Source organism: Arthrobacter sp. B10-11, from assembly GCF_033142195.1.
GTDB classification, from domain to species: domain Bacteria; phylum Actinomycetota; class Actinomycetes; order Actinomycetales; family Micrococcaceae; genus Arthrobacter; species Arthrobacter oryzae_C.
In genome coordinates this window covers 1-25,496 of record NZ_JAWMTH010000010.1, presented here as the reverse complement: position 1 = coordinate 25,496, position 25,496 = coordinate 1, and the positions used below count along the sequence as shown (strand labels likewise).

The following is a 25,496-nucleotide window of genomic DNA, read 5'->3' as shown; positions in this document are numbered from 1 at the left end:
TGCAAAGAACTGTTCCTTCTGTTCCTGCGTATATCTCCGCCGCCCAGCGGGCTTCTCCGTTAAAGACGACACGGTCGTTGCAACTCCCATAAAATCTGGGTGTTGCAACGACCGCTGGAACCCGCCCCTGAGGTGACCGGCCCGCCGTCGTACTTTTCCCCTCCCGGAGTTTTTGTCCAGATAACGGGGCTAAAACGCCCTCAAAAGGCCGTTATCTGGACAAAAACTCCGGAGGAAGTCAGCTGATTTCGGTGCTGTGCGGGTGCCACGCGCCGGTGACGAGGTACGTGACCTTCTGGGCGACTGACACGCCGTGATCAGCGAAACGTTCAAAGTAGCGGCTGGCCAGGGCGACGTCCACCGTGGTGGCCGGGGATTCGTTCCAGTCGCTGCGGGCGATGGCCTTGAAGACACTCAGGTGGAGGTCGTTGACGGTGGCGTTCGCCTTGAGGATGTCGCGGGCAACTTCCAGGTTCCGCGTTTCCAGGAGTTCCGTGAGCTTGTCCGCGATCAGCTGGTCCTGCTCGGCGAAGTTCTTGAAAGTGTCCGCAAGCTGCGGCGGAATCACGTTGGCCGGGTACCGGAGCCGTGCCAGCTGGGCGATGTGCCGGGCAAGGTCTCCCATGCGCTCCAGCGAGGCGCTCATCCGCAGTGATCCCACGATCATCCGGAGGTCGCTGGCCACGGGACCCTGGAGGGCCAGAATGTCGATGGCCCGCTCGTCCAGGCTGTTCTGCAGGAAGTCGATTCTGGCGTCAGCGGCGATGACGTCCTGGGCGAGGTCGACGTCGGCCCCCTCGAAGGCGGTCGTGGCCTTGGAAATGGCCTCGCTGACCAGCTTTGAAATCTCGACGAGCTGCTCGCCCACCTGTGTGAGCTCCTCCTGAAAAACCTTACGCACTTCGCGTCCTTTCCTTGGAAATCCGTCCCCCACCGCAACGGGAGGCAGATTTCGTGTCACCGCTCTGCAGTCCAACTAATCACTCTGTCAGCGGCCGGTGAACTGTTACGCACCTATAGGTGAACGTTAGCTGAACCCGGCGGTGAAACGCATCAGATTCGACTTAGACGCCCGGAGCAGAGCATAAGCTGGAGCCGTGGATCCTATGCTCATCGGTGTCATCGCAGGCCTTATCGGTCTGTCATTCGGCATCTTTGGCGTGCTCGCCTTCCGGGTCAGCGAACAACAGCGCAAGCTGGTGGACGTCGAATTCGACGAACCGGCACTGCCTCCCGGAGCCGCGGAGGTACTTGCCGTCGTCGGCCGCGCCTTCGTGGTGGTGGACGCGATCGACGGCGTGGTGCGGGCGAGTCCGGCGGCGTACGCCTTCGGCCTGGTCCGCGGGCACACCGTCGTCCACGAACAGCTCCTGGACATGACCGCCAGGGTGCGGCGCGACGGCGTCATCCTTGAAAAGCAGTTCGAACTGCCGCGCGGCCCGCTCGGGCAGGGGACCATCGTCGTCCAGGTCCGGGCGGCCATGCTCGGTGAGGAATACATCCTGCTGCTGGCGGACGACCGGACCGAACTCACGCGCACCGAAGAGATCCGGAATGACTTCGTCGCCAACGTCTCCCACGAACTCAAGACGCCGGTGGGTGCCATCTCCCTGCTGGCAGAGGCATTGGAATCATCGGCGGACGATGAAGTGGCCGTCCGCCGCTTCGCCAAGCGTATGCAGAAGGAATCGACGCGGCTTGCCGCCCTGGTCCAGGACATCATTGAGCTTTCCCGGCTGCAGGGTGCCAACGTGGCCCAGCAGGGACACCCCGTGGACATCAACGCCGTGATCACCGAAGCGGTTGACCGTTCGCAGCTGCCCGCCGAAAGCAAGAACATCGCCATCGTGGTCGGCGGCCACGTGGACGCCATGGTCTACGGCGATCAGGATCTGCTCGTAACGGCGCTGCGAAACCTGATAGACAACGCCATCCGCTACTCGCCGGAAAACACCCGGGTGGGGATCGGCGTGCGCGCCAAGGAAGGCCTGATCTCCATCTCCGTCACGGATCAGGGCGACGGCATGAGCCCGGAGGACCAGGAACGGGTCTTCGAACGGTTCTACCGTGTGGATGCCGCCAGGTCGCGGCAGACCGGGGGCACCGGACTGGGCCTGAGCATCGTGAAACACGTGATCTCCAACCACGGCGGGGAAGTGACGCTGTGGTCGCAGCCCGGCCAGGGATCCACGTTCACCATCAGGCTTCCCGAGATGGAGGGCCAGGACGACGGCGACGCCCCCGCGGCGCCGGCACCGGCCGCCCGCAGCACCTCACCCCACAGTAACGACGCCACCGGCGTCCATGAGCAAGGAGCCAGCGCTTGAGCAGGATTCTCATAGTCGAGGATGAGGAGTCGTTCAGCGACCCTCTGTCCTACCTTCTGGGCAAGGAAGGATTCGAGGTGGAAGTCGTGGACAACGGCCTGGACGCCATCACGGAGTTCGACCGGAACGGCGCCGACCTGGTCCTCCTGGACCTCCAGCTTCCCGGCCAGTCCGGCACCGAGGTGTGCCGGCAGCTTCGCCAGCGCTCCACCGTGCCTGTGATCATGCTGACCGCCAAGGACGCCGAGATCGACAAGGTAGTGGGACTGGAACTCGGTGCCGACGATTACGTCACCAAACCGTATTCGTCCCGGGAACTTGTTGCGCGGGTCAGGGCCGTCCTCCGCCGGCAGGGTGAGCCTGAAGAACTGATCACCAACACGGTCCAGGCGGGCCCGGTGAGGATGGACGTCGAACGCCATGTGGTGAGCGTCGACGGCGAACAGGTGTCACTGCCGCTCAAGGAATTCGAACTGCTGGAGATGCTGCTGCGCAATTCCGGCCGGGTATTGACCCGCGGCCAGCTGATCGACCGGGTGTGGGGGTCGGACTACGTAGGGGACACCAAGACGCTGGATGTCCACGTCAAAAGGCTGCGCAGCAAGATCGAACCGGACCCGTCAGCGCCGAGGTACCTCGTGACGGTCCGCGGGCTGGGCTACAAGTTCGAGCCCTAGCCAGGCTGCCCAGGCTGACGCGCCGCGGGAACGGGCGCGCCGCGGGAACGGGCGCTCAGAAAGTGTGCAACATGCAGAAAGGAGGGTCCCCGCGCGGCGGGAGCCCTCCTTTCTGCTGTGCGAGTCTGCTGTGCGAGCTAGTGGCTTTCGCTGCTCGTGGGAGTCGGCGTGGCAGTCTCCGAGACGGTGGGCTCGCTGCCCGGCGGCAGGTACTCCTTGTACTCGGGCAGCGTGGCGTCCAGGACGGGCACCTTGACCTTGGCGGTCTGGTTTGTGCCGTCCTCGGAGATGGTCACATCGGACAGGGAGCCCGGGATGGCCCCTGTGCTGCTGAGGATCGCCGGATCCGTGGATTCGTTAAGCAGCGTGTAGGAATTCTGCTTCACGGACACTTCCGTCTGCGAGCCGGCCGCCCCGCTGATGGTCAGCTTGACGTCGCTGGACGAGGAGTTGTACACGGCGCCGATAACGCGGCCGGGCTTGTCCTCGCCGGTGGAGACGATCATGAAGTTGCGGATCTGGAGCGGGCCAAGATCTTCCCGGGTCCCGTCCGAGGCAGAGTACTGCTCTGTGGTCTGCTGGGCGTTGATGTAGCCGCAGCCGGTCACGGACAGCAGGCCGATGGCAAGTGCTGCCGTTGCCATTGCCAGCTTGCCGCGCTGGCCCCGGTTCATCGCAGTGAAACGCACGTCACGCACTCCTTGAGAGTCTTGAAACATTATTCAGCCATAGCCTATCCTCAAACGGTCTCAAACAAGGATTCGGGGCGTACACATTAGCGTCCGGAAACCCGCCCTCCCGCAACGCCAGATGCGGCCCCGCGCTGGCCGGAACATGACCGGGCAGCCTCTTCCCCGCGCCCTTGGCACAGCCGCCGCCATGCACTAATATCCGCATCCGTCAAGGGGTTGGAGGGGGTGGATTACCCCCAATTTCCCCGTATTTACGCGGTTCACAGCCCGTATCCGTGCCAGTTGTATGCCCGAATCGTGATAAACTGGTCTGCGGGAAAGGGGAAAGTCCACATGGTTTTTGAGGTCGGCGAGACAGTAGTTTACCCTCACCACGGTGCAGCAAAAATTGAAGAAATCAAGATGCGCACCATCAAGGGCGAAGAGAAGATGTATCTCAAGCTCAAGGTGGCTCAGGGTGATCTGACCATTGAAGTTCCAGCAGAGAACGTTGACCTAGTTGGGGTTCGCGACGTAGTGGGCAAAGAAGGTTTGGAGCATGTCTTTGACGTGCTGCGGGCCGAGTTCACTGAAGAGCCTACCAACTGGTCACGTCGTTACAAGGCAAATCTGGAGAAGCTTGCTTCCGGGGACGTCATCAAGGTTGCAGAGGTCGTTCGCGACCTGTGGCGCCGTGATCACGACCGCGGCCTTTCCGCAGGTGAGAAGCGTATGCTGGCCAAGGCCCGCCAAATTCTGATTTCAGAACTGGCGCTGGCTGAAAAGACGGATGAAGAGAAGGCCGCAAGCGTTCTCGACGAAGTCCTGGCTTCCTAAGAATTGAACCCCGGTGGCTCACCAGCCGCCGGGGTTTCTTTTTGCCCTTTTTTAGGAGAATCCCGGGATTTTGCCGGGCGCCTGACGCGCGCAGGCACGTAGTGTTGTGCCCATGAGTGCAACAGAATTCCCGACCGGATCCGGGCCGGCGGCGGAAGACCGCCCCGCCCGCCCCGTCGTCGCCGTCGTACTGGTCGCGGCCGGATCAGGGCAGAGGCTGGGTTACGGCACGCCCAAGGCCAGGGTTCCCCTCGGCGGGGAACCCATCCTGATGCATGCCCTTCGCGGGATAGTCGCCTCCGGCGTCGCGCAGCAGGTCTGCGTGGCGTTGCCGGCGGGCGACGGCGCCCTGCGGCGGATGTGCGATGAGTTCAAAGGCGAACTTGTCGACGGCGGGCCGCTGCTGACCGTCGTCGACGGCGGCCTGACGCGCGCCGAGTCCGTGCGGTCCGCTTTGGCGGCACTGGAAGAAGGCACCCAGGCGGTGCTCGTCCACGATGCCGCGCGCGCCCTGACGCCCGAAACCGTCTTCCACCGGGTGGTCGACTCCCTGGCCGCCGGCGCGCTGGCTGTCATTCCGGTGATGCCCGTGGTGGACACCGTCAAGACCGTTGAAGCAACGAGTGGGGAAGACGCCCGCATGGCGCCGGAGGTGGTGGTGGGCACGGCTCCGCGGGAGAAGCTCCGGGCCGTGCAGACCCCTCAGGGATTCGACTACGACACACTCATGGAGGCGCACCGGCAGGCGGCAGGATTCGACGACGCCGAGGCCGCCGCCGTCACGGATGACGCCATGCTTGTTGAGCGCCTGGGTGTCGCAGTCCATGCCGTCCGCGGAGCCAGCCAGTCACTGAAGATCACCACGCCTTTGGACCTCATCATTGCCGAGGGCCTGCTGGAGGGCCCCTTGGGCGCCCGCTGGGTGGAAGGCTGACATGGCCGTTCCGATCATCCCCAGGACCGGAATCGGTATCGACGTCCACGCTTTTGCCACCCCGGACAATCCGCGGGCCCTGTGGCTGGGAGGCTTGCTGTGGGACGGTGAGCAGGGCCTGGCCGGCCACTCCGACGGCGACCCCGTAGCCCATGCAGCCGCGGATGCGCTGTTTTCGGCCGCCGGGATCGGCGACCTTGGCACGCACTTCGGCACGGACCGGCCGGAATTCGCGGGTGCCTCCGGCGTGACCCTCCTTGCCGAGGCCGCCCGCATCGTACGTGCGGAAGGCTTCGAGATCGGCAACATTGCGGTGCAGTTCGTGGGCAACAGGCCCAAGTTCGGTCCTCGCCGGGAAGAATCCCAGACTGTCCTCAGCGCAGCGGCGGGCGCCCCCGTCAGCGTCAGCGCCACCACCAGCGACGGACTCGGTTTCACCGGCCGGGGGGAAGGCATTTCCGCCCTCGCGACTGCCCTGGTGTACCGGGCGGGCTGAAGAAGGGCACGCCTTTCGCCTAGGCTTAAGGGAGCCATTCCTCTGCCCAACACTCCAGGAGACCCCTCGTGAAGAAGCCGTTTGCCGCCGTCGTACTCGTTGCCGGGATGCTGCTGAGCGGTTGCGGCACTCCGAAGATGAGCGTCGAGGAAAGCTGCAAATTCCTCAACGGGGATACCTTCGTGCCCAGTGGCAATGAGCAGCAGCAGGCTGACCAGATCGCCAAGCATTACCAGGAGGTCGCGGACAAGGTGGCCCCTGAAGTTGCCGAGCCCATCCAGAAAATGGCGGACATCATGAAGAAGGTCGCCGCCACGTCGCTGGGTACCAAGAGCGCAGAACAGACAGCACAGCTGAGCGAGCAGAACAACAAGATCGGCGAAGTCTGCAAATAGCGCTGGTGGGGAGCACCTCAGGGGCCATCGGCTAATCTGGAGCGGTGACCCTGCGCTTTTACGACACAGCATCCGCCGAAGTCCGCGACTTCGTCCCTCTGATACCGGGCAAGGTGAGCCTGTACTACTGCGGCGCAACGGTGCAGGGCCTGCCGCACGTGGGGCACATCCGGTCCGCCATCGCCTTTGACCAGCTCACCCGCTGGCTGGAGTACCGCGGATTCCGGGTAACGGTGGTCCGGAACGTCACGGACATCGACGACAAAATCCTGGCCAAGTCCGCGCTCTCATTTGAGCCGGACTTCGAGGAAAGCCCTGACGACATCCGCGAAGAAGAGTGGTGGGCCCTGGCCTACCGCTATGAACAGGCGTTCCTCAAGGCCTACGACACCCTCGGCGTTTCCCGCCCCACATACGAGCCGCGGGCCACCGGCCACATTCCGGAAATGCATGCACTGATCCAGCGCCTCATCGACCGCGGACATGCCTACCCCGCCCTCGACGACTCCGGCGACGTGTACTTCGACGTCCGCTCCTGGGACAGCTACGGCTCACTCACCCGGCAGAAGATCGACGACATGCAGGGAGCCCCGGACGCCGACCCGCGGGGAAAGAAGGACCCGCGGGACTTTGCGCTGTGGAAGGGCCATAAGGACGGCGAGCCGACGACGGCGAGCTGGGTTTCGCCCTGGGGCACCGGCCGCCCGGGCTGGCACCTGGAGTGCTCCGCCATGGTCACCAAATACCTCGGCACCGAGTTCGACATCCACGGCGGCGGCCTGGACCTCCGGTTCCCTCACCATGAAAACGAGATGGCCCAGTCCCAGGCGGCCGGCCACGCCTTCGCCAACTTCTGGATGCACAACGGCATGGTGACGTACCAGGGCGAGAAGATGTCCAAGTCCATCGGCAACACCGTGAGCCCCGCGGAGATGCTGGAGCTCGCTTCACCACGTGTCGTGCGGTACTACCTTGGCCAGGCGCAGTACCGTTCGGTCCTGGACTACCAGCCCACGTCGCTGCAGGAAGCCACCGCCGCGATGGAGCGGATTGAGGGTTTCATCGCCCGGGCAGTGCGTGCTTTGTCGGACGGCGGCGCCGCGGCAAGCTACGGCTTCGCGACTCATGGCGAGGTACCTGATGCCTTCGCCGCGGCCATGGACGACGACCTGAACGTTCCGCAGGCGCTGGCTGTCCTCCACGACACGGTGCGGGCCGGCAACACCGCCCTTACGGCGGGCGACAACGACGCGACCCGTGCAGCGCTGCACTCCGTCACGGACATGCTGCGCGTCCTGGGCCTGAACGACGTCGCGGCCCCCACCCGGGACGAGCAGGCGGACACGGCCCTCGGCGTCCTCATCGACGCCCAGCTTGGAGCGCGGGCGCAGGCGCGGGCCACCAAGGACTGGGCCGCTTCGGACGCCATCCGGGACACGCTGGCGGCGGCGGGAGTCCTCGTCGAGGACGGTCCGGACGGCGCCACCTGGAGCCTGAAGCGCAGCTAAGGCAGGGCGGACAGGCGCCGGGCCGGCGATTTAACCTGAGTAAGTAGACTGGAGGTCAGACTTACTCAACAAAGCAAGGGTGAAACTCATGGCCAACAACGGTCGCCGGTCGGTCAAAGCAAAGAAGGGCCCCACCATCGGAACGGGGGGCCACGGCCGCAAGGCCCTCGAGGGCAAGGGCCCCACTCCCAAGGCGGAGGACCGCCCCTACCACAAGGCCCACAAGAACAAGCAGCTCGCCGAGCGGTCCGCCGCCAAGCGTCCGGGTGCAGCCCGCGGTGCCGGCGCCCGCTCAGGTCCGAAGGGCCGTGCCACGGAAGAAGTGGTCACCGGACGCAACTCCGTCGTTGAAGCGCTGCGCGCCGGAATCCCGGCGAAGGCCCTCCATGTTGCCATCCGCATCGAAATGGATGACCGCGTCAAGGAGTCCCTCAAGCTTGCGGCCGAACGCGGCATTCCGCTGCTGGAAACGGGCAAGCCGGAACTGGACCGGATGACGGACGACGCCATCCACCAGGGCCTTGTGCTCCAGATTCCGCCCTACGAATACCAGGACGCCTACGAGCTGGCCGAGGAAACGGTAGAAAGCTGGAAGAAGGGCCACGTTGCCAACGCCCCGCTCTTTGTCGCCCTGGACGGCATCACGGACCCGCGCAACCTCGGTGCCATCATCCGCTCCGTGTCGGCCTTCAGCGGCCACGGGGTCATCGTGCCGGAGCGCCGCTCCGTCGGCGTCACTGCCTCAGCCTGGAAGACCAGCGCCGGCGCAGCCGTCCGCGTCCCGGTGGCACGCGCCGCCAACCTGAACAACACGCTCAAGGCGTTCAAGGGCATGGGCATCTATGTGCTGGGACTGGACGGCGACGGCGACGTCTCGCTGCCGGACCTCAGCCTGGCCAAGGAACCCGTATGCATCGTGGTCGGTTCCGAGGGCAAGGGCCTGAGCCGCCTGGTCCGCGAAAACTGCGACCAGATCGTCTCCATCCCGATCGACTCCGCCATGGAATCGCTCAACGCCTCCATGGCCGTCGGCATCTCCCTGTACGAAGTTTCCAGGCAGCGCGCCACGAAGTAGCAGGTGGGCGGCTGGCGAGGAGGGGCGGTACGGCCGCCATCCTCCGCGTGCTGCTCCTTCGTCGCTTTGACGCACGCTTCCGGATGCCAGCCGTGCCGCCCAACGCTCTCTCACTTCCTGCAACAAAACCAGAAACGCTCTCTCACCTTCGGCGGGGGAGCATTTCTGGTTTAGAACGTGTGCCGGTTGGCCAGTACCGGGAGCTTTGTCCGGGCGTCCTTGACGACGGCGGGGTCCAGGTCGGCGAACAGCAGCCCGGTCCCGCCGTCGAGCTCTTCCAGCACCTCACCGAGAGGGGAGACGACGGCTGAGTGCCCCACGCCGGTGGGCGCGGAGCCCTTGGCCTCGATGCCCTCGGTGGCCGGATCGCCCTGGCCGCAGGCGAGGACATACGTCGTGGTGTCCACGGCGCGGGCCCTTGCCAGCAGGCGCCACTGATCGACCTTCCCCGGCCCGGACCCCCAGGAGGCGCACACAATATTGGCCTCGGCTCCGAGGTCGGCGTTGGCAGTGAACAGTGCCGGGAACCGGATGTCGTAGCAGGTGGCCAGTCCGAAAACGATGCCGCCCAGTTCAAACGTGACCGGACGCGTGCCAGCCTCCACCGTGTCTGATTCGGCAAAGCCGAAGGCGTCGAAAAGGTGAATTTTGTCGTAGCTCGCTTCCACGCCGGGACCGGTGGCCACGAGGGTATTGCGCACCTTCCGGGCGCCGGCCAGCCCCGGGGAAAACATGCCCGCCACGATCACGATCCCCAGTTCGGCGGCGATTTCGCGCAGCCGGGCGGCCCAGGGTCCGTCCAGCGGTTCGGCAATGTCCAGGAGGGAATTACCGAATGCGCGCATGGTGGCTTCGGGAAAGACCACCAATTCGGCGCCGCCTTCTTTCGCTTTGCGGGAGAATTTCTCCACAAGGTCCAGATTTCCGGAAATGTCGCGTCCTGTTACTACCTGAGCAAGTGCAACTCGCACAATTACCTCCAACTTGGCTGTCACTCCAGTATGAACGCTGAACAAGGCCAGCCCATTTCCCGACACATGACAAGGAATATCGGACATTTGTGCGGCACAGCTAATATTTAAGCAATGGTCATGCCTCTCCTAGACACAGCTTCAACCGTGGACGCCTCCAGGCCGTTTCCACTGGGTATCAGCGTGCCGCGCACGGGTTCGCCGGCAATGGACGATCCTGAAGGTGCCTGTGCCAACGTCGCCGTCTACGCCCCCGGCGTGGCCACACTGGAAATTGCCTACTGCCCGCCCGGCGGGACCTGGCAGTTGAAGACGCTGCCGAACATCACCAACGACGTTCACCACGGCATTGTGGACGGATTCCCCGCGGGATCGCGTTACGGGTTCCGGTCCTCACCCGAGGACGATGCCTTGCCGGTGTCAGTGCCCACCGTGGCTTTCGACGATGACGCCGAACAGCCGCTGCTGCTGGACCCTTACGGCCGCGCGGTGGATCAGAGGGACGATTTCCTCACCAATGTGCGCATGTCCAGCGGTTTCGACTGGGGCGGGGACCGCAATCCGCACACTTCCTGGCGCAACACCATCATTTACGAGGCCCACGTCCGTGGCCAGAGCATGCTGCATCCGGACATCCCCGAAGACCTCCGGGGCACGTACGCCGGAATGGCGCATCCGGCAATGATCGAGCATCTCACGGGCCTGGGCATCACCTCTGTCCAGTTGCTGCCCGTCCATTTCCACCTGGACGAGCCCCACCTCCAGAACTTGGGCATGACCAATTACTGGGGTTACAACACGGCGGCGTTCTTTGCTCCGCATCCCGCCTACGCAACCCAGGCTGCCCAGGCGGCCGGACCGCAGGCCGTGCAGGATGAATTCAAGGGCATGGTCAAGCTCCTGCATGCGGCAGGCCTGGAAGTGATCCTGGACGTTGTATACAACCACACGGCCGAGGGCGGCCGCGACGGGCAGACAATCAGCTTCCGCGGGCTCGGGGAGATGCAGTACTACCGGAACGACGGCCATGGCCGGTACGTGGACACCACCGGATGCGGCAACAGCCTGAACTTTGGGCACCCCCGCGTCGTCCAGTTGGTCCTTGATTCGCTCAGGTACTGGGTGGACGAATTCCATATTGACGGATTCCGTTTCGATCTCGCAGTCACGCTGTGCCGCAACGCCGCGAACGACTTCGATCCGCACCACCCCTTCCTCGTGGCCATTGCCGCGGACCCGGTGCTGTCCTCCGTCAAGCTGATCGCCGAGCCGTGGGACATTGGCTACGGGGGCTGGCAGACCGGGCGCTTCCCGCCGGGTTGGGTCGACTGGAACGACCACTACCGCGATGCGCTGCGTTCGTTCTGGCTCGCGGACCGGGCCGCGATCGACGCCGGCGGCCACGGCGGTTCCGTGGCCCGGCTCGCGGACTCCATTTCAGGTTCCGCGAGTCTCTTCGCGGAATCGGGCCGTTCCCGGATGGCCTCGGTCAACCTTGTCACCGCGCACGACGGGTTCACTTTGGCCGACCTCGTGTCCTACGACCGCAAGCACAACGAGGCCAACGGAGAGCAGAACCGTGACGGCCACGGGGACAACCGCAGCTACAACCACGGCTTTGAAGGACCCACCGAAGACGAAGACATCCTGGCGTTGCGGGCGCAGACCAGCCGCAACCTGATGGCTACCCTGATGGTGTCCATGGGCATCCCCATGATCACCGCGGGCGACGAGCTCGGCCGGACGCAGCAGGGCAACAACAACGCCTACTGCCAGGACAACCCCATCACCTGGCTGGACTGGACAAGCACGCCCGAATCGCATGCCATGCTCCGGAGCACCAAGCGGGTGATCCGGCTTCGTAAGGAATTCCTGGCCGGGCAGCCGCACCACTATCCCACCCGGGACAAGCAGGCCTACCTGCACTGGTTCGACGAACACGGCAAGCCAATGTCCATGGACCGCTGGCATGATCCCCAGCACCGCGTGGTCCAGCTGCTGCTGGGCTCGGACGACGGCCAGGTGGACGGACTCGTGGTGGTGAACGGCAGCGCCCATGACATCAAGATCACGCTGCCCGAGATCAGTAACGAAGAAGGCACGGGCAAACGGCTCTTCGAACTCCGGCTCACCACGTCCGAACTCCATGACCGGCGCCAGGGAGTCAGGGTGGCTGCCGGTGAACGTGACGTCGTGCAGTCCTACACCATCAGCATCTACCGCACCTAGGATCGACACATGGGGAATGCATGAGGGGGATCGCGAAGCTGCTGACGCTGGCCGCGGTTCTGGTGCTGGTGGTCGTTCTGGGCATGGTGCTTTCCGGCACGCAGGGGGCCCCGGTCAGTCCGGGCGTTTCAGCGGGTTCGACGGCGGCGCCCTCCCCGGCGGCGCCCGCCCCCGCGGTCACCGATTCCGGCGTGGCACCGGTCCGTGCATCCAGCCTCCCGCCGGAGGCACGGGAAACCCTGGCCCTGATTGCCCGTGGCGGGCCGTACCCGTACGAGCGTGACGGTGCCGTCTTTAGCAACTTTGAGCGCCTGCTGCCCCGGAAGCCCGGCGGTTACTACAAGGAATTCACAGTCAGGACCCCGGGGGAATCGGACCGGGGCGCCCGCCGGATCGTCACGGGACAGAGCGGCGAGAAATACTACACTCCCGACCACTACGAATCGTTTCTTTTGATCCTGGAAGGCCAATAGAGCACCCATGAAGATCTACTCCGCTGACACCTGGACGATAGATGAGCTCCGGGAGCAGGCGTCCGACGCCGGCCGCCGGGTCCTGGTGATCCCCGCCGCCGATACCAAGAAAGCGGTGCTCCACACGTTCGGGGAAGTCCTGGATTTCCCCGAACACTACGGAGTGAACCTCGACGCCCTCAATGACTCGCTGCACGACTTCGCGGACACGGTCACGGACGACGGCAAGAAACCGCTCACGTTCATCTGGCAGGTGCCGGCCGTCTTCCGCTCGGACCGCTCCTTCGGCATCATCTGCGAGATCCTGCAGGACGCTGAGAGCTATGCGGGCAAGGACCTGTCCGTGATCACCGTCTGCCTCTGACGGACGCTCTCTCACTTCCTGCCGCCCAACCTCGGACGCTCTCTCACTTTTCGGCCTTAAACGGCAATCGCTCCCTCACCCGGTGAGAGAGCGATTGCCGTTTTGTTGTAAAAAGTGAGAGAGCGTCGGGGCCCGACGGCGGGTCAGGCGTTGACGATGAGCCCCAGCTCCGCCCGCGAAGCGAGAGCCGAATGCTTCGGGAGAACGCGGACGGTGTAGCCGAAGGACCCCGAACGGTCGATCAGCAGCGATCCGCTGAAGAGGTAGCGACCCTTGCCCAGGTCCTCCTTGGGCACCAGATCCGCGACTGTCACATCGGCCAGTTCGTCGCTTTCCTCGGCGCGGCCGAACGCAACCTCTACGGCGACGTCGTCGGGGTCGAGGTTGTGCAGCGCGATGTAGGCGTTGACCTGGAGCGTGTCGCCGATCTGTGGGTCCTCGGACACGCCCACCGAGTCGACGTGCTCCACTTGGATCTGGGGCCACGCTGCGCGGATCTGCGACGTCCAGGCTGCCAGGGACTTGGACTGGGCGAAGTTGTCCGCAACGGCCCGCCGCCCGGCGATCGCGGCGGGGCGGTAGAGGATGTTCACATAGTCCTGCAGCATCCGGTCAGCGGACACAGCCGGGCCAAGGTGCGCCATGGTGTGTTTGATCATGGACACCCAGTGCGTGGGCACTTTCTGCCGCCCGGGTTCCGAAGGACCTGCAGCCCCTGCACCGTCGGAGACGGTGAGCCCGTAGAAGCGGGGAGCCACCTGCGTCTCGAGCAGCTCGTACAAAGCCGCGGCTTCGATGTCGTCCCGTTCCTCGGGCGAGGCGTTGTTGTTGGCGGTGGGGATGGCCCAGCCGTTTTCGCCGTCGTACATCTCATCCCACCACCCGTCCAGCACCGAAAGGTTCAGCGAACCGTTGATGGCCGCCTTCATACCGGACGTTCCGCAGGCCTCAAGCGGGCGCAGCGGGTTGTTCAGCCACACGTCGCACCCGGGGAAGAGGGTGCGTGCCATGGCGATGTCGTAGTTGGGCAGGAACGCAATCCGGTGCCGGACTTCGGGGTCGTCGGTGAAGCGGACGAGGTCCTGGATCATCTTCTTGCCGGCATCATCGGCGGGGTGGGACTTGCCTGCAATGACCAGCTGGATCGGGTGGGTCTCGTGCAGCAGCAGGGCCTTGAGCCGGGCGGGTTCGCGGAGCATCAGCGTCAGCCGCTTGTACGTGGGCACGCGCCGTGCGAAGCCGATGGTGAGGATGTCCGGGTCCAGCACGGAATCGGTCCAGCCGAGCTCGGCGTCTGCTGCCCCGCGCTTCTTCCACGCCGCGCGCAGCCGTTTGCGGACGTCCTCCACCAGTGAGACGCGCATTTCGCGGCGAAGAGCCCAGACATCCTCGTCACTGACGTTGTAGGCAAGGTCCCAGCGGCCCATGGCTTCGGCCTCGGTGCCGAACTGCTCGCGGGCCAGCTTGGAAACCCGGCTGTCCACCCAGGTGGGAACGTGCACACCGTTGGTCACCGAGGTGATGGGAACTTCGGAATGGTCGAATCCGGGCCAGAGCGCCGAGAACATGCCGCGGGACACCACGCCGTGGAGCTTGGCCACACCGTTGGCCCGCTGGGCCAGGCGCAGCCCCATCACCGCCATGTTGAAGACCGAGGGGTTGCCGTCCGTAAAGTTTTCCCGGCCGAGGTCCAGGATCCGTGATACGGGAACGTCGGGCGCCAGTCCTGCCTCGAAGAAGTGCTGGATCTGGGACACTTCGAAACGGTCGATGCCCGCCGGCACCGGAGTGTGCGTGGTGAATACAGTGGAGGCGCGCCCCGCCGCGAGAGCTTCTTCCCAGCTCAGCGGGCTGTCAGAGGACATGAGTTCCTGGATGCGTTCGACGCCGAGGAAACCTGCGTGGCCTTCGTTGGTATGGAACACCTCCGGTGCCGCACAGCCCGTGAGGCTCTGGTAGGCGCGCAGTGCCTTCACGCCGCCCATCCCCAGCAGCAGCTCCTGCTGGAGGCGGTGGTCACCGCCGCCGCCGTACAGGCGGTCCGTGATGCCTCGGGCGGCGTCGTCGTTCCCGGGAACGTTCGAGTCGAGCAGCAGCAGCGGGACACGCCCGACGTCGGCACGCCAGATGTGTGCCAGCAGCCGGCGGCCCTGGGGGAGCGGCAGCGAGATCTGGATCGGCTTGCCGTTGCCGTCGGGGGTTTCCTCGCGGAGGAGCGTCAGGGGAAGCCCGTCCGGGTCAAGGACCGGATAGGTTTCCTGCTGCCAGGCGTCCCTGGACAAGGACTGCTTGAAGTAGCCGGCCTGGTAAAGCAGTCCGACGCCGATGAGCGGCACGCCGAGGTCCGATGCTGCCTTGAGGTGGTCGCCGGCCAGGATTCCCAGGCCGCCGGAATACTGCGGCAAAACTTCGGTGATTCCGAATTCCGGTGAAAAGTAGGCAATGCAGGCCGGAGCGTCGTCGCCCAGGCTCTGGTACCAGCGGGGCTGGTCCAGGTAGCGGTCCAGGTCTTCGGCGGCGGCGTGAACGCGGCGGACAACATCCTGGTCCGCGGCCAGCCGCTGGAGTTCTTCGCGGCTCACCAGGCCAAGGAAAGTGACGGGATCGTGCGCGCTTTCGTCCCAGATTCGGGGGTTGAGGCCCTCGAAGAGCTCCCTGGTGGGCCGGTGCCATGACCACCGCAGGTTGGTGGCCAGCCGGGCCAGCGGCCGGATAGATTCCGGAAGTACGGTTCGGACGGTAAATCTGCGGATAGCCTTCACCTGCGTCACACTAACGGACAAGGTGGGCCGCCGGAACAGGTTTAGGTTTCTTTTAGGTAAATGACGGATTGCTGGGGAAAAAACGGAAGTTCCCTTAGCAAAATGGGGGATTTGTCGATAACGTCGAGTTCGTGACGACTAATACGCGAACCAGTGCCGGATCCAGCAAAAAGCCTAAGGCCCTGATCACGGAAGGCCTGCAATTTGGCCGGTTCCCGATCACTGCCGTGCAGCCCGTGGTGGACGGAGGTAGGTTTCCCGCGAAGGCGCTACCCGGTGAAGGGCTTGTAGTCGGCGCGACGGCATTCCGTGAAGGACACGACCAGCTCGGAGTCAGCGCGGTGCTGTTCGATCCCAAGGGCAAGGAGCGCCAACGCGTCCGGCTGGCGCCGCCGCGCGGCGACCGGGGCAAGGGCACCGACCGGTGGGAGGGCATCATCACGCCTACCGGCACCGGCAACTGGTCGTTTGCCATCGAAGCCTGGCATGACCGGTACGGGACGTGGCACCACAACGCCGAGGTCAAGGTCGAAGCGGGCATCGACGTCGAACTGATGCTGGCCGAAGGTGCGGCACTGCTGTCGCAGGCAGCCGAAGACCCGGCCCGTCCCTCCGCCGACAGGCGGACGCTCCGAACTGCCGTAGTGGTGCTGTCCGACACATCGCTAACTCCGGAGGAGCGGCTTGCCGCCGGGTTCGGACCCGAGGTGACCGACGTCGTCGAACGCCAGCCCATCCGGGAACTTGTCACCGTTTCGGAGCGCTTCCCACTGCTCGTGGAACGCGATCTGGCCGGTCGCGGTGCCTGGTACGAGTTCTTCCCGCGTTCCGAAGGCGCGGTCCGCAACCACACGACCGGCGAATGGCAGTCCGGCACGTTCCAGACGGCAGCCAAACGGCTGGACGCCGTCGCGGGAATGGGCTTCGATGTCATCTACATGCCGCCCATCCACCCGATCGGAATCCAGCACCGCAAGGGCCCCAACAACACGCTGATTGCCGGACCGCACGATCCCGGCTCGCCGTGGGCCATCGGCGCCAAAGAAGGCGGACACGACGCCATCCATCCGGACCTCGGCACCTTCGAGGACTTCGATGCGTTCGTGGCACGCGCCCAGGAACTGGGCCTTGAAGTCGCTCTCGACCTCGCGCTACAGGCAGCTCCGGACCATCCCTGGGTGAAGTCGAACCCGGAATGGTTCACCACCCGGGTGGACGGCAGCATCGCCTACGCCGAGAACCCGCCGAAGAAGTACCAGGACATCTTCCCGCTGAACTTCGACAACGACCCCGAGGGCCTGTCCAAGGAAATCCTCCGGATCGTCCTGCTCTGGGTGAGCCACGGCGTCAAGATCTTCCGGGTGGACAACCCGCACACCAAACCGGTGTGGTTCTGGGAATGGCTGATCGCCAAGGTCAACAAGAAGCACCCCGACGTGGTCTTCCTCGCGGAGGCCTTCACCCGGCCGGCCATGATGCATGCGCTGGGACGGGCCGGATTCCAGCAGTCCTACACATACTTCACGTGGCGGAACACCAAGAAGGAGCTGGAAGAATACTTCACCGAGGTCAGCCAGAAGTCCCCGGCGTACTTCCGGCCGAACTTCTTTGTGAACACCCCGGACATCCTCACCGAGTACCTGCAGTTCGGTGGTCCTGCCGCGTTCAAGATCCGCGCCGCGCTTGCAGCAACCGCCAGCCCGCTATGGGGCGTCTACGCCGGCTACGAACTCTACGAGCATGTGGCCAGGCCCGGCGCCGAGGAGTACATCGACAACGAGAAGTTCGAATACAAGGCCCGGGACTGGGATGCTGCGGCCGAATCCGGCCGGACGCTCGCTCCGTACCTGACCCGGCTCAATGAAATCCGCCACAGCCACCCAGCACTGGGGGACCTTCAGAACCTGACGCTGCACCACAGCACCGATGACGCCACGATCGTCTATTCGAAGCACAAGACGCTTCCCGACGGCACCAAGGACACCCTCATCATCGTGGTGAACGTCGATCCGCACGGAACCCGGGAGAGCACCGTTTCCCTGGATCTGGCCGCACTGGAACTCGACCCGGCCGACCTCACGCACAACGGCGGTTTCAGGGTGGATGATTTGCTGACCGGCGAGAGCTGGGAATGGGGCGAGTACAACTACGTGCGGCTTGACGCCCACGTGGAGCCGGCACACATCCTGAACATCCGGAGGTAGCATACGTGAGTTTCAGTCCGCAGAACCCGAGCCAGCATTTCACCCCGAAGGGCACGTTCGAGCTCAACGCCCCTGGCCTGCAACACGATCCCCTGTGGTACCGCAAAGCAGTGTTCTACGAAGTCCTGGTCCGCGGCTTTGCCGACGGAAACGGCGACGGGTCCGGTGACTTCCACGGGCTCATCGAGAAGCTGGACTATCTGCAGTGGCTGGGCGTCGACTGCCTCTGGCTGCCGCCGTTCTTCCAGTCGCCGCTCCGTGATGGCGGCTATGACATCTCGGACTACAACTCTGTCCTTGATGAGTTCGGCACGATCAGCGACTTCAAGCGGCTGGTGGCCGAAGCGCACGCCCGCGGTGTCCGCGTGATCATCGACCTGCCGTTGAACCACACCTCGGACCAGCACCCGTGGTTCCAGGAGTCCCGCAAGGACCCCGACGGACCGTTCGGTGATTTCTATGTCTGGAGCGACACGGACGAGAAGTACCAGGACGCCCGCATCATCTTCGTGGACACCGAAGAATCCAACTGGACCTTCGACCCCATCCGGCGGCAGTTCTTCTGGCACCGGTTCTTCAGCCACCAGCCTGACCTGAACTTTGAGAACCCCAAGGTCATCGACGCTCTTTTTGACGTCGTCCGGTTCTGGCTGGACCAGGGCATCGACGGTTTCCGCGCCGACGCCATCCCCTATCTCTATGAGGAAGAGGGCACCAACTGCGAAAACCTGCCGGCTACCCATGATTTCCTTCGTAAGCTGCGGAAAATGGTGGACGACAACTACCCCGGCAGGGTCATCATCGCCGAGGCCAACCAGCCGCCGGTCGAGGTCGTGGAGTACTTCGGCACCGAAGAGGAACCGGAATGCCACATGGCCTTCCACTTTCCCATCATGCCGCGGCTCTACTACGCGCTGCGTGACCAGAAGGCGGCGCCCATCATCGAGACGATGAAGGATACGCCGGACATCCCGGAAGGCGCCCAGTGGGGGACCTTCCTGCGGAACCACGATGAACTCACCCTGGAAATGGTCACCGCCGATGAGCGCGCGGCCATGCTCGGCTGGTATGCGCCGGACCCCCGCATGCGCGCCAACATCGGTATCCGCCGCAGGCTGGCACCGTTGCTGGACAATTCGCGGTCCGAGATCGAGCTCATCAATGCACTGCTTCTTTCGCTGCCCGGGAGCCCTTTCCTGTACTACGGCGACGAAATCGGCATGGGCGACAACATCTGGCTCGAGGACCGCGACGCAGTCCGCACACCCATGCAGTGGAACCCGGACCGCAACGCGGGCTTCTCGCACGCCGACCCGGGCAAGCTCTACCTCCCGGTCATCCAGTCGCTGGTGTACAACTACGGCATGGCGAACGTGGAGGCCGAGGCGGCGCATTCCGGTTCACTGCTGCGGTGGACCCGCCAGATCCTCAGCGTTAGGAAGAACCACCCCGCCTTCGGGCTGGGCGCCTTCAAACACGTCGAAGCGGATCACGACGTCGTCCTTGCCTACCTGCGCGAACTGGCCCCTGACAATGCTGCGGGTGAAGACGCCGAGTCGATCCTGTGCGCGTTCAACCTTTCGCAGCACCCTGTGGCCACCACCTTGCGGCTTCCGCAGTACGCCGGCCGCGGCCTTCGGGACGTTTTCGGCGGCCAGCCGTTCCCGGCCATCGGCGACGACGGCCGGCTGACGCTGACCCTCGGCAGCCATGATTTCTTCTGGCTCCGGATCCGTTCGGCTGCTTCCAACCCGGCCTCACCGTTCACCCAGGCCCTCCCGGTCCTGTCCATCGAAGGCTGAAATGACCCAATCCACACTCAACCCCGCCCTTTCCGAACTGCTCCGGGCCTGGCTCCCGCGCCAGCGCTGGTTCCCCGTCAAGTCAGGTGACTTTACGTTGTCTCCCGTCGGCGGAGTGCGCCTTGACGACGGCAGCGGCGAGGTGGGCCTTGAGGTGTTCCTCGCGGCGGTCACGTACGCCACGGCCGACGGCGGGACCCGCACCGACGTTGTGCAGGTCCCGCTCAGCTACCGGATTGAGCCACTGCCCGGCAAGGAGGCGGCGCTGGTGGGCGAAGGCGGCGACTCCTCGCTGGGGCGGCGCTGGATCTACGATGCCGTCCACGACCCCGTGTTCGTGTCGGCCTGGCTTGAGCTGATGCGAAGTGGCGGCACGTCCCCGGAAGGAAACGCGGTAGGCCACCTCGTTCCATCGGACTACCGGCTGCCCACAGCCACCGGCACCGTCAAGGTCCTCTCCGGTGAGCAGTCAAACAGTTCGGTGATAGTGGACGACGGCGGCTCGGCGGCGATCGTCAAGTTCTTCCGTGTGCTGTCCGAAGGACGGAACCCCGAGGTGGAAATCGGCGCCGCCCTCACGCAGGCCAGGACATCCGAGGTGCCTGCCACGCTCGGCTGGGTCACGGGGGAGTGGCAGGCTCCGTTGGACGGCGCCGGGGACCAACCTCGTTCCGTTCAAGGTGAACTGGCCGTCGCCCATGAGTTCCTGGCGGGCGGGCGCGACGCGTGGCGGCTGGCCGTTGACGCCGCGAGTTCCGGCACGGATTTCTCGGACGAAGCCCACGCCCTTGGCGTGGCAACCGCAACAGTGCACCGGCGCCTGGCCGAGGCCCTGGGCCTGGCCGCGGAATCGGCGCCGGGAAAAGACATCGCACCAGGCGTAGCCCAGCGCGTCCGGCAGTCCTGGACGGAAGCAGGTCCCGCCGTCGGGCAGTATGACGATGCCCTGGCCGGCCTGCTCAGCCAGCTGGAAGGCAGCAACGCCGGAGCTCTGCAGCGCATCCATGGCGACCTCCACCTGGGTCAGATCCTGCAGGTGCCGGGGCATTCGGGGGAGCCTGAACGCTGGGCCATCCTGGACTTCGAAGGCGAACCGCTGCGGCCCATCGCGGAACGCAACTTCCCGGACGTGCCGCTTCGCGACGTCGTCGGCATGCTGCGGTCCTTCGACTACGCCGCCGGCGCAGCCGAACGCGAGCGGAACGGCGTTCATGTCCCGGACTCCTGGGTAGACGACTGCGCCGAGGCGTTCCTGGCGGGGTACGCCGAAATTACGCCCGGAACCATTGACCGCCACTCGCCCTTGTTTGTGGCATTGTGGCTGGACAAGGCTTTGTATGAAGTTGTTTATGAGTTGCGGAACAGGCCCGGATGGCTGGACATTCCGGTGAACGCCTCACGACGTCTCCTCAGCAGTAAAGGTTCCGGCGCTTCAGCCGTAGCCGCAGCGGAAGGTAACAAAATGACAGGCTCAGCACGTACAGACCGACCCGGTGCGCCACTTCAGGTGGACCCGGAGACGCTTTCGAAGGTGGCGTCAGGCGAATACCACGCCCCGCACTCCGTCCTGGGCGCGCATCTTGATGATCACGGCCACGTCACCATCCGCACCGTCAAGCACCTTGCCTCCGCCGTGTCAGTGGTCACCGCAGCAGGTTCAGTACCCATGACGCATGAAACAAACGGTGTCTGGGCAGCTGTGCTGGAACCCCTTCAGCCGGGCCACGTACCCGACTACCGGCTGGAAGTCACCTACGAGGGCGTGCCCGCCCAGGCCACAGACGATCCCTACCACTACCTGCCCACGGTCGGGGAGGTGGACCTGCACCTGATCGGTGAAGGCCGCCACGAGAAGCTCTGGGAAGTGCTGGGCGCGCACGTCCAGCACTACAAGTCCTCCCTCGGCGACGTGGACGGCGTCTCGTTTGCCGTTTGGGCGCCGAACGCCCAGGCTGTCCGCGTCAAGGGCGACTTCAACGCCTGGGACGGACGGGAGAACTCGATGCGTTCACTCGGCTCATCCGGCGTCTGGGAACTCTTCATCCCCGGTGTTTTAGCAGGGGCGTGCTACAAGTTTGAAATCAAGACAAAAGCCGGGCACTGGGTGGAAAAAGCGGATCCACTCGCCTTCGGAACCGAAGTCCCGCCGCTCACTGCATCCCGGGTTGTGGAATCGGCATACGCCTTCAAGGACGAGGAGTGGATGACGGCCCGCTCTGAGCGGGACCCGCACAATTCGCCCATGAGCGTTTACGAGGTCCACCTTGGATCGTGGCGCCTCGGATTGGGCTACCGCGAACTGGCCAAGGAATTGGTGGAGTACGTCAAGTGGCTCGGTTTCACCCATGTTGAATTCATGCCGGTGGCAGAGCATCCCTTCGGCGGTTCCTGGGGCTACCAGGTGACGTCCTATTTCGCACCTACCTCCAGGTTCGGCCACCCGGACGAATTCAGGTTCCTGGTTGATGCCCTGCACCAGGCAGGCATCGGCGTCCTGCTTGACTGGGTGCCGGCCCACTTCCCGAAGGATGCCTGGGCGCTGGCGCAGTTCGACGGTGAGGCACTCTACGAGCACGCCGACCCGAACCTTGGCGAGCACCCGGACTGGGGAACCCTGATCTTCGACTTCGGCCGGACCGAGGTTCGCAACTTCCTCGTCTCCAACGCGCTCTACTGGCTCGACGAGTTCCACATCGACGGCCTTCGCGTGGATGCCGTGGCGTCGATGCTGTACCTCGATTACTCACGTGAGGAAGGGCAATGGCAGCCCAACAGGTACGGGGGCCGCGAGAACCTTGAAGCGATTTCCTTCCTGCAGGAAGCCAACGCCACGGTGTACAAGACCCACCCCGGCGCCGTGATGATCGCGGAAGAGTCAACGGCGTTCCCCGGCGTCACCGCCCCGACCAGCGTCGGTGGCTTGGGGTTCGGACTGAAGTGGAACATGGGCTGGATGCATGACTCCCTGAAGTACGCATCGGAAGACCCGGTGAACCGCAAGTGGCACCACGGCACCGTCACCTTCTCGATGGTGTACGCCTTCACCGAGAACTTCCTCCTGCCCATCAGCCACGACGAAGTTGTGCACGGCAAGGGCTCCATGCTCCGGAAGATGCCCGGTGACCGCTGGCAGCAGTTGGCCAACCTGCGCGCATTCCTGGCGTACCAGTGGGCACACCCCGGCAAGCAGCTGATCTTCATGGGCACCGAATTTGGCCAGGAAGCAGAATGGTCCGAACAGCACGGCCTCGATTGGTACCTGGCGGATATCCCCGCACACCGTGGCGTCCAGCTGCTCACCAAGGAACTGAACGAGCTGTATGCCTCCACTCCCGCACTCTACGAGCGGGACAATGAACCGGGCGGCTTCCAGTGGATCAACGGGGGCGACGCCGACCGTAACGTCCTGTCGTTCATCCGGTGGGATACCGAGGGCAACCCGCTGGTATGCGCCGTCAACTTCTCCGGCGGCCCGCACCAGGGCTACACCATGGGCGTACCGGCAGCCGGCGCGTGGCAGGAAGTCCTCAACACGGACCACTCCAGCTATGGCGGATCCGGTGTACTGAACGAGGGAGCCCTTACCGCTTCGCCAGAGGGGCAGGACGGCCAGCCGGCCACGCTAACCGTCACGCTGCCTCCACTTGGCGCGGCGTTCTTCAAGCCAGCGTCCTAGCGCTCAAGCATGAGGAAGGCCCGGAATCCTTGAGGATTCCGGGCTTTCCTACGTCCTGGGCGGGCTGCTTTGTATCCCCGCCGAACTAGTGGTAGAGTTTATTTCCGCGCTGCTCCCCGGAGTTGGCCAGTCAAGACATCACGAATCGCCACAGGCACAGTGAGTCGGGACGGCCGATTTGACTCGGGTGAAGCAAGCGGGTAAGTTTGAAAAGTTGCTCCGGAGCGATCCACGGCTGGGATGTTGTGGTGGTGCCGGGTGTGTCTGTTGTTTGAGAACTCAATAGTGTGCCAAGTTTGTTGATACCAATTGTTTTATTGATTGGTTGTTTTGGCCAGGTTTGTCCATCCCGTGGATGGGTCTGGTTTTTACAGCTGGTTTCAAATTTTGTGCAGCCTGGTTCCGCGTTTTCCCGTGGTTCCTGGTTGTGTCTGTTTTACTTCAACGGAGAGTTTGATCCTGGCTCAGGATGAACGCTGGCGGCGTGCTTAACACATGCAAGTCGAACGATGATCCCAGCTTGCTGGGGGATTAGTGGCGAACGGGTGAGTAACACGTGAGTAACCTGCCCTTAACTCTGGGATAAGCCTGGGAAACTGGGTCTAATACCGGATATGACTCCTCATCGCATGGTGGGGGGTGGAAAGCTTTTTGTGGTTTTGGATGGACTCGCGGCCTATCAGCTTGTTGGTGAGGTAATGGCTCACCAAGGCGACGACGGGTAGCCGGCCTGAGAGGGTGACCGGCCACACTGGGACTGAGACACGGCCCAGACTCCTACGGGAGGCAGCAGTGGGGAATATTGCACAATGGGCGAAAGCCTGATGCAGCGACGCCGCGTGAGGGATGACGGCCTTCGGGTTGTAAACCTCTTTCAGTAGGGAAGAAGCGAAAGTGACGGTACCTGCAGAAGAAGCGCCGGCTAACTACGTGCCAGCAGCCGCGGTAATACGTAGGGCGCAAGCGTTATCCGGAATTATTGGGCGTAAAGAGCTCGTAGGCGGTTTGTCGCGTCTGCCGTGAAAGTCCGGGGCTCAACTCCGGATCTGCGGTGGGTACGGGCAGACTAGAGTGATGTAGGGGAGACTGGAATTCCTGGTGTAGCGGTGAAATGCGCAGATATCAGGAGGAACACCGATGGCGAAGGCAGGTCTCTGGGCATTAACTGACGCTGAGGAGCGAAAGCATGGGGAGCGAACAGGATTAGATACCCTGGTAGTCCATGCCGTAAACGTTGGGCACTAGGTGTGGGGGACATTCCACGTTTTCCGCGCCGTAGCTAACGCATTAAGTGCCCCGCCTGGGGAGTACGGCCGCAAGGCTAAAACTCAAAGGAATTGACGGGGGCCCGCACAAGCGGCGGAGCATGCGGATTAATTCGATGCAACGCGAAGAACCTTACCAAGGCTTGACATGGGCCGGACCGGGCTGGAAACAGTCCTTCCCCTTTGGGGCCGGTTCACAGGTGGTGCATGGTTGTCGTCAGCTCGTGTCGTGAGATGTTGGGTTAAGTCCCGCAACGAGCGCAACCCTCGTTCCATGTTGCCAGCGCGTAATGGCGGGGACTCATGGGAGACTGCCGGGGTCAACTCGGAGGAAGGTGGGGACGACGTCAAATCATCATGCCCCTTATGTCTTGGGCTTCACGCATGCTACAATGGCCGGTACAAAGGGTTGCGATACTGTGAGGTGGAGCTAATCCCAAAAAGCCGGTCTCAGTTCGGATTGGGGTCTGCAACTCGACCCCATGAAGTCGGAGTCGCTAGTAATCGCAGATCAGCAACGCTGCGGTGAATACGTTCCCGGGCCTTGTACACACCGCCCGTCAAGTCACGAAAGTTGGTAACACCCGAAGCCGGTGGCCTAACCCCTTGTGGGAGGGAGCTGTCGAAGGTGGGACTGGCGATTGGGACTAAGTCGTAACAAGGTAGCCGTACCGGAAGGTGCGGCTGGATCACCTCCTTTCTAAGGAGCACCTACAGCAACCTCACCCCGTGTATGCGGGTGTGGTGGTGTTGTCAGGAAGTTGCCCGTTGCGCAGACGCTAGTTCTGCGGCGGGTGCTCACGGGTGGAATATCAACAAATAGCGGCCGC

The 25,496-nt window shown here is 63.8% G+C and carries 18 protein-coding genes and 1 rRNA gene; 15 read left to right on the top strand and 4 right to left on the bottom strand.

The window, feature by feature from the left end:
- Positions 1-238 precede the first annotated feature (238 nt).
- Positions 239-901, bottom strand: a complete 663-nt coding sequence (gene phoU / locus RW112_RS20805) for a phosphate signaling complex protein PhoU (RefSeq protein WP_305939785.1) — start codon at positions 899-901, stop codon at positions 239-241.
- A 205-nt stretch (positions 902-1,106) separates the two neighbouring features.
- On the opposite strand from phoU, the gene RW112_RS20800 reads away from it, so the two are divergent.
- Positions 1,107-2,327, top strand: coding sequence for a sensor histidine kinase (locus tag RW112_RS20800; RefSeq protein ID WP_317783577.1), 1,221 nt, complete (start codon positions 1,107-1,109; stop codon positions 2,325-2,327).
- Positions 2,324-3,004: a response regulator transcription factor gene (locus RW112_RS20795; RefSeq protein ID WP_043478332.1), complete on the top strand. Its 681-nt coding sequence runs from the start codon at positions 2,324-2,326 to the stop codon at positions 3,002-3,004. The genes RW112_RS20800 and RW112_RS20795 overlap by 4 nt, the downstream gene beginning before the upstream one ends.
- 137 nt (positions 3,005-3,141) lie before the next feature.
- Here RW112_RS20795 and RW112_RS20790 read toward each other — a convergent pair whose 3' ends face one another.
- Positions 3,142-3,678 carry a hypothetical protein gene (locus RW112_RS20790; RefSeq protein ID WP_317783576.1) on the bottom strand — a complete coding sequence of 179 codons (537 nt, stop codon included), beginning with the start codon at positions 3,676-3,678 and terminating at the stop codon, positions 3,142-3,144.
- 351 nt (positions 3,679-4,029) lie between these two features.
- On the opposite strand from RW112_RS20790, the gene RW112_RS20785 reads away from it, so the two are divergent.
- From RW112_RS20785 to rlmB, 6 genes are all read left to right on the top strand, one after another.
- Positions 4,030-4,512, top strand: a complete 483-nt coding sequence (locus RW112_RS20785) for a CarD family transcriptional regulator (RefSeq protein WP_011690592.1) — start codon at positions 4,030-4,032, stop codon at positions 4,510-4,512.
- Between the two features lie 112 nt (positions 4,513-4,624).
- Positions 4,625-5,446, top strand: a complete 822-nt coding sequence (gene ispD, locus RW112_RS20780) for a 2-C-methyl-D-erythritol 4-phosphate cytidylyltransferase (protein WP_317783574.1) — start codon at positions 4,625-4,627, stop codon at positions 5,444-5,446.
- 1 nt (position 5,447) lies between these two features.
- On the top strand, positions 5,448-5,942 hold the full coding sequence (ispF, locus tag RW112_RS20775) for a 2-C-methyl-D-erythritol 2,4-cyclodiphosphate synthase (RefSeq protein ID WP_317783573.1): 495 nt from the start codon (positions 5,448-5,450) through the stop codon (positions 5,940-5,942).
- Between the two features lie 68 nt (positions 5,943-6,010).
- Complete coding sequence (locus RW112_RS20770) at positions 6,011-6,337, top strand: hypothetical protein (protein WP_305939788.1); 327 nt, start codon at positions 6,011-6,013, stop codon at positions 6,335-6,337.
- 44 nt (positions 6,338-6,381) lie between these two features.
- Complete coding sequence (gene cysS, locus RW112_RS20765) at positions 6,382-7,845, top strand: cysteine--tRNA ligase (RefSeq protein ID WP_317783572.1); 1,464 nt, start codon at positions 6,382-6,384, stop codon at positions 7,843-7,845.
- An 88-nt stretch (positions 7,846-7,933) separates the two neighbouring features.
- On the top strand, positions 7,934-8,920 hold the full coding sequence (gene rlmB / locus RW112_RS20760; protein ID WP_317783571.1) for a 23S rRNA (guanosine(2251)-2'-O)-methyltransferase RlmB: 987 nt from the start codon (positions 7,934-7,936) through the stop codon (positions 8,918-8,920).
- Between the two features lie 170 nt (positions 8,921-9,090).
- Here the strand turns inward: rlmB and RW112_RS20755 are convergent, their stop codons facing one another.
- The gene (locus RW112_RS20755) at positions 9,091-9,891 is read right to left on the bottom strand and encodes a carbon-nitrogen hydrolase family protein (RefSeq protein ID WP_317783570.1); all 801 of its coding nucleotides are present in this window, start codon (positions 9,889-9,891) and stop codon (positions 9,091-9,093) included.
- Between the two features lie 114 nt (positions 9,892-10,005).
- Here RW112_RS20755 and glgX point away from each other — a divergent pair, with 114 nt between their 5' ends.
- From glgX to RW112_RS20740, 3 genes are read left to right on the top strand one after another with little or no spacing between them, the layout of a single operon-like run.
- Positions 10,006-12,120: a glycogen debranching protein GlgX gene (gene glgX, locus RW112_RS20750; RefSeq protein WP_317783569.1), complete on the top strand. Its 2,115-nt coding sequence runs from the start codon at positions 10,006-10,008 to the stop codon at positions 12,118-12,120.
- A 20-nt stretch (positions 12,121-12,140) separates the two neighbouring features.
- Positions 12,141-12,593: a ribonuclease domain-containing protein gene (locus RW112_RS20745; protein WP_317783568.1), complete on the top strand. Its 453-nt coding sequence runs from the start codon at positions 12,141-12,143 to the stop codon at positions 12,591-12,593.
- 7 nt (positions 12,594-12,600) lie between these two features.
- The gene (locus RW112_RS20740; RefSeq protein ID WP_305939794.1) at positions 12,601-12,957 is read left to right on the top strand and encodes a barstar family protein; all 357 of its coding nucleotides are present in this window, start codon (positions 12,601-12,603) and stop codon (positions 12,955-12,957) included.
- A gap of 143 nt (positions 12,958-13,100) precedes the next feature.
- On the opposite strand, the gene glgP is transcribed toward RW112_RS20740, so the two are convergent.
- Entirely contained in the window at positions 13,101-15,719 is a 2,619-nt protein-coding gene (gene glgP / locus RW112_RS20735; protein WP_317783567.1) for an alpha-glucan family phosphorylase, read from the bottom strand.
- Between the two features lie 131 nt (positions 15,720-15,850).
- Between glgP and RW112_RS20730 the strand changes: the two genes are divergently transcribed.
- From RW112_RS20730 to RW112_RS20715, 4 genes are all read left to right on the top strand, one after another.
- Positions 15,851-17,923, top strand: a complete 2,073-nt coding sequence (locus RW112_RS20730) for an alpha-1,4-glucan--maltose-1-phosphate maltosyltransferase (RefSeq protein WP_317783566.1) — start codon at positions 15,851-15,853, stop codon at positions 17,921-17,923.
- Between the two features lie 5 nt (positions 17,924-17,928).
- Complete coding sequence (gene treS, locus RW112_RS20725; RefSeq protein WP_317783565.1) at positions 17,929-19,725, top strand: maltose alpha-D-glucosyltransferase; 1,797 nt, start codon at positions 17,929-17,931, stop codon at positions 19,723-19,725.
- A gap of 1 nt (position 19,726) precedes the next feature.
- Positions 19,727-23,401 (top strand): 1,4-alpha-glucan branching enzyme, encoded by a 3,675-nt coding sequence (locus tag RW112_RS20720; RefSeq protein ID WP_317783564.1) that lies wholly within the window; start codon positions 19,727-19,729, stop codon positions 23,399-23,401.
- 441 nt (positions 23,402-23,842) lie between these two features.
- Positions 23,843-25,366: ribosomal RNA gene (locus RW112_RS20715) — 16S ribosomal RNA — on the top strand.
- Positions 25,367-25,496 lie beyond the last annotated feature (130 nt).

What these genes read in the sequence shown, in the direction of transcription:
- RW112_RS20720 (WP_317783564.1), top strand. Translation starts at nt 19,727, where the DNA reads ATGACCCAATCCACACTCAACCCCGCCCTTTCCGAACTGCTCCGGGCC.
- glgX (WP_317783569.1), top strand. Translation starts at nt 10,006, where the DNA reads ATGGTCATGCCTCTCCTAGACACAGCTTCAACCGTGGACGCCTCCAGG.
- RW112_RS20800 (WP_317783577.1), top strand. Translation starts at nt 1,107, where the DNA reads ATGCTCATCGGTGTCATCGCAGGCCTTATCGGTCTGTCATTCGGCATC.
- RW112_RS20745 (WP_317783568.1), top strand. Translation starts at nt 12,141, where the DNA reads ATGAGGGGGATCGCGAAGCTGCTGACGCTGGCCGCGGTTCTGGTGCTG.
- RW112_RS20740 (WP_305939794.1), top strand. Translation starts at nt 12,601, where the DNA reads ATGAAGATCTACTCCGCTGACACCTGGACGATAGATGAGCTCCGGGAG.
- rlmB (WP_317783571.1), top strand. Translation starts at nt 7,934, where the DNA reads ATGGCCAACAACGGTCGCCGGTCGGTCAAAGCAAAGAAGGGCCCCACC.
- RW112_RS20785 (WP_011690592.1), top strand. Translation starts at nt 4,030, where the DNA reads ATGGTTTTTGAGGTCGGCGAGACAGTAGTTTACCCTCACCACGGTGCA.
- RW112_RS20790 (WP_317783576.1), bottom strand. Translation starts at nt 3,678, where the DNA reads ATGAACCGGGGCCAGCGCGGCAAGCTGGCAATGGCAACGGCAGCACTT.
- ispF (WP_317783573.1), top strand. Translation starts at nt 5,448, where the DNA reads ATGGCCGTTCCGATCATCCCCAGGACCGGAATCGGTATCGACGTCCAC.
- ispD (WP_317783574.1), top strand. Translation starts at nt 4,625, where the DNA reads ATGAGTGCAACAGAATTCCCGACCGGATCCGGGCCGGCGGCGGAAGAC.